Origin of the sequence: Methylibium sp. T29, from assembly GCF_000576205.1 — a bacterium.
GTDB classification, from domain to species: Bacteria; Pseudomonadota; Gammaproteobacteria; order Burkholderiales; family Burkholderiaceae_C; genus Methylibium; species Methylibium petroleiphilum.
This window is the reverse complement of the sequence record NZ_AZND01000555.1, coordinates 1-909: the sequence shown is the minus strand read 5'-3', so window position 1 is coordinate 909 and position 909 is coordinate 1. Positions and strand designations below refer to the sequence as shown.

General features: G+C 73.7%; 1 protein-coding gene. It reads left to right on the top strand.

Features of this window, described 5'->3' with window-relative positions; translation table 11 throughout:
- A partial coding sequence (locus tag x551_RS22790) for a sigma 54-interacting transcriptional regulator (RefSeq protein ID WP_152543650.1) occupies positions 1-909 on the top strand: 909 nt, incomplete at both ends.

Genomic DNA, 909 nt, shown 5'->3' with positions numbered 1-909 from the left:
CCCCCGCCATGCCGGCGACCGAGGAAATCGGCCCCACGTCGCCTGCCGCGACCGCGCGCGACGCCGCAACCCGCAACCCCCGGTCGGCCCCGGCAGCCGACGGCGGTGCGCCGGCCGAAACGACCCCGGAACCCGAAGTCACCTTCGCGCGCCTGCAGACCGGCGACCTGCAGATCGAGGCACTGATCTCCAAGCTTCGCCGGGTACTCGACCGCGACATCCCGGTGCTGATCCTCGGCGAAGCCGGCAGCGGCAAGGAGATGCTGGCGCGCGCCATCCACCGCGAATCGCGGCGGGCGCACCGGCCCTTCATCTCGGTCCAGTGCGCCTCCACGCCCGAGGCGCAGCTCGAGGCCGAGCTGCTGGGCTACGCCGAGGGCGTGTTCCCGGGCGCACGGCGCAAGGGTGCGGTCGGCAAGCTGGTGCAGGCCTCCGGCGGCACGCTCTTCCTCGACGAGATCGGCGGCCTGCCGCTCGGACTGCAGGCACGCCTGCTGCGCGTGCTGCAGGAGCGCCAGGTCACGCCGCTGGGCGCGGTGCAGCCGCAGGAGGTCGACCTGGCCCTCATCGGCGCCACCGACCGCAACCCGCGCGAGCTGATCGACACCCACCGCATCCGCGAAGACCTCTACTACCGGCTCAATGGGCTGGCGGTGAAGCTGCCGCCGCTGCGCGAGCGCTCCGACCTGATGGCCCTGGTGCGCCGGCTGCTCGCCGACGAGGCGCCCGGCGCGCCGCTCATGCTGGCGCCGGACGTCGAGGCCCTGCTGCAGCGCTACGACTGGCCCGGCAACCTGCGGCAGCTGGCCAACGTGCTGCACACCGCTGCGGTGATGGCGGCCGGCGAGCCGGTGATCACCCGCGAGCACCTGTCGGACGACTTCCTCGAGGAAGCCCAGCTGCGGGCCG